The following is a 3,052-nucleotide window of genomic DNA, read 5'->3' as shown; positions in this document are numbered from 1 at the left end:
GGCCGGCGGTCGTGCCCGTGGGGGACGCGTGCCGCTGCTGGGTGCCTGTCCCCGCGCCGGAGCCCGCGCCCGGGTCCGGGGTGGATCCGAGGCCGGCGCCCGCGCCGGCCTCGCCGGTGGGCTCCGCACCCGCCACCGGGCCGGAGACGGCGGCCGGGGTCTGGGCGTTCTGCCACACGAGGAAGCCGCCGCCGCTGACCGCCACGGCGGCGGTGACACCGACGACGGCGGCGACCTGGGTGTGGGCCGCCACGAGGTCGCGGGTCCGTCCCAGCACGGCGAGCAGCCCCGCCGGTGCCGCGGCCCCGGCAGCCGCGGAGGCATACGCCGCGCCCACCCCGCCGAGCAGCAGGGGAGCCAGGACGGCCCCCAGGTTGGAGTTGACCTCGCTGAGCTCGAGGTAGAGCCCGGCGCAGGAGCGGCAGTGGCCGAGGTGGTCCTCGACCTTGCCCGTGTCGCGCCGGGAGATGCCGTTGCGGATGTAGGCGCCGAGGTGGTCGCGGGTCCACCGACAGCTCTGGTCGTCGAGCTCGGAGGCGTGCTCGTTGAGGTAGGCCTGGCGCAGCCCCTCGCGGGCCCGGTAGGCGAGCGCGGAGACCGAGTTGGCGCTCATCCCCAGCAGCGGGGCGACGTCCGCGGGCTTCTGGCCCTCGACCTCCGTGTGCCACAGGACCAGCTGCCACCGCTCGGGCAGCGAGGCGAAGGCGCGGGCGGCGGTGGCGCTCTCGAAGCCCTCGACGGCCGTGTCGCGGAAGGGGACGCCCGGGTCGAACTTCTCCATGTCGTCGGTGGTGTGGAGCCGGGAGGTGGCCCGCAGGCGGTCCACGCGCAGTCGTCGTACGGCGGTGAGCAGGTAGGCCCGGAACGCGACGTCGGGGCCACCACCGCGCTGGAGCACCTGCAGCACCTTGACGAACGCCTCGGAGACGAGGTCCTCCACATCACCGGCCGAGACGAGCTGGCGGGCCAGGCGGCGCGCGGCGTCCACGTGGCGCTCGAAGAGCAGGCCGTAGGCGTCGGTGTCCCCACCCCGGACGGCCGAGATCAGCTCGGCGTCGCCGGGGGACTCCACACGCGTCGTGCTGCTCATGCTCACCAGACGGTTCGAGGGCGAGGGCGTGACGCCACTGTAGGCCCCGCATCGCGGTGGGCGAGGGGAAACGCGGCTCGGACAAGTTCCTGCGGATCGGCGTCATGGCCCCTGCGCACCCTCGTCCACACCCCGTAGGGCACGACCAGTGACCGGGACCCGGGAAGGAGCGCCGCATGGGACTGTTCGCACCCGGCCCGTTCGCACGGCGTCCCGTGGCGGGCTCCGGGACGAGGACGACGGCGCCCCACGACCGGCCGGCCGGGTTGCCGCGGCACTTCGAGGCGGTGGCCGAGGCCCTCCTCGGGGGATCGGACGCCACCGACGCGTGCGCAGTGGTCGGTCGCGACCTGGCGTTGGACGGGTCGTCCCTGGAGGAGACCATGGCCGGTCTCCGGCAGGCCTGGCACGCGGTGCGCGGTCACGACCCGACGTACGAGGCCCTGTCGGCGCTGCTGTTCGGCTGGAGCGAGGCGGCCATGTCCTACTTCCACGCACTCTCTTGCGAGGACCCGATGACCGGGCTCGCCACCCTCGTGCACGTGCGCAGTCGGCTGGGCGACCTCTACCGCCAGCACGGCAGCGCCGGCATCAACACGGCCTGGGCACTCGTGGTCTGCGAGCTGTCCGGCGACGCGCCGGCCGGGGGCGACGACGTGGACCCGGGCTCCCGCCTGGCCCGCTCGCTGCGGCTCTCCCGGGTGGGGGAGGCCGCGCGGACCGTCTTCGCCGGCGGCGAGACCGTCGGCCGGCTGGGACCGCACCGGGTGGTGGTCGTGGCCTCCCGGAGCGACCGGCTCGGCACCCGGGTCCGGCTGCTGCGCTCGCTGGTGTCCGGCCTGACCGACGACCCCGCGCGGGTGTGGATCGAGGGGCTGCCCGGCACCGACCTGGCCGCCGCCCGGCTGCTCGACGAGCTCGCCCGGTCCTGACGCCCGCCCGGCTCGGTCACTACGCTGGCCCCATGTGCGGACGCTATGCCTCCTCGCGTCGACCCGAGGACCTCGTCGAGGAGTTCGAGGTCGTCGCCGACCGCACGCCCGCGCCCCTGGCCGCCGACTACAACGTCGCGCCGACCAAGGAGGTGTACGCCGTCGTGGAGCGGCCGCCCTCCAAGGACAGCCCCGAGCCGCCCGAGCGCCAGCTGYGGGTGCTGACCTGGGGGTTGGTGCCGTCCTGGGCCAAGGACCCCTCGATCGGCAACCGGATGATCAACGCGCGGATGGAGACGGTGGCCGACAAGCCGGCGTACAAGCGCGCGTTCGCCGTGCGGCGCTGCCTGCTCCCGGCCGACGGCTACTTCGAGTGGTACCCCACGTCGCAGACGACCAAGGCCGGCAAGCCGGTCAAGCAGCCCTTCTTCATCCGGCCGGCCGACGGTGGGGTGCTGGCCATGGCCGGTCTCTACGAGATCTGGCGCGACCCGAGCCGGGCCGAGGACGACCCCGAGCGGTTCCGCTGGACCTGCACGGTGCTCACCACCGAGGCCGAGGACTCCCTGGGCCACATCCACGACCGGATGCCGCTGATGGTCGAGCGCGACCGCTGGGCGCAGTGGCTGGACCCGCGCGTCGGCGGCGAGCTCTCACTGCTCGTACCGGCCGCACCCGGCAGCCTGGAGGCCTACCCTGTCTCCACGGCGGTCGGCAACGTGCGCAACAACGGACCCGAGCTCGTCGAGCCGCTCCCGCTCGAGGACGTCCCCTCGTGATCAAGGCGACGATCCGCCCCGTCCCGACCCCGCACGGCGAGGGGCGCCTGCACGTGCGCCACGCCCACCGCCCGGTCGCCACCCTCCTGCTCAGCCACGGCGCGGGCGGGGGCGTGGACGCCCGGGACCTGGTCGCGCTCGCCGGGGCCCTGCCCGGGCAGGGCGTCAGCGTGATCCTGCTCGAGCAGCCGTGGCGGGTCGCGGGCCGCAGGATCGCCACCCCGCCGGGCTCCCTCGACGCTGCCCTGCGG

3 protein-coding genes and 1 pseudogene are annotated in these 3,052 nt (G+C 74.9%); 3 read left to right on the top strand and 1 reads right to left on the bottom strand.

Annotated elements, in window-relative coordinates; genetic code table 11:
• Positions 1-1,090: sigma-70 family RNA polymerase sigma factor (locus AC1DQF_RS21410; protein WP_477527241.1), on the bottom strand; the 1,090-nt coding region annotated here is incomplete at its 3' end.
• A gap of 176 nt (positions 1,091-1,266) precedes the next feature.
• Between AC1DQF_RS21410 and AC1DQF_RS21405 the strand changes: the two genes are divergently transcribed.
• The 3 genes and pseudogenes from AC1DQF_RS21405 to AC1DQF_RS21395 all read left to right on the top strand — a co-directional run.
• The gene (locus tag AC1DQF_RS21405; RefSeq protein WP_477527240.1) at positions 1,267-2,022 is read left to right on the top strand and encodes a hypothetical protein; all 756 of its coding nucleotides are present in this window, start codon (positions 1,267-1,269) and stop codon (positions 2,020-2,022) included.
• A gap of 32 nt (positions 2,023-2,054) precedes the next feature.
• Positions 2,055-2,801 (top strand): SOS response-associated peptidase, encoded by a 747-nt coding sequence (locus AC1DQF_RS21400; protein ID WP_477527239.1) that lies wholly within the window; start codon positions 2,055-2,057, stop codon positions 2,799-2,801.
• A pseudogene (locus AC1DQF_RS21395) lies at positions 2,798-3,052 on the top strand (hydrolase); the annotation flags it as partial. The gene AC1DQF_RS21400 and the pseudogene AC1DQF_RS21395, both read left to right, overlap by 4 nt.

The organism is Nocardioides sp. P4_G4 (genome assembly GCF_056401085.1).
The sequence above is the reverse complement of the archived record's forward strand: the minus strand, read 5'-3'. Positions and strand labels throughout refer to the sequence as shown.

What these genes read in the sequence shown, in the direction of transcription:
- AC1DQF_RS21405 (WP_477527240.1), top strand. Translation starts at nt 1,267, where the DNA reads ATGGGACTGTTCGCACCCGGCCCGTTCGCACGGCGTCCCGTGGCGGGC.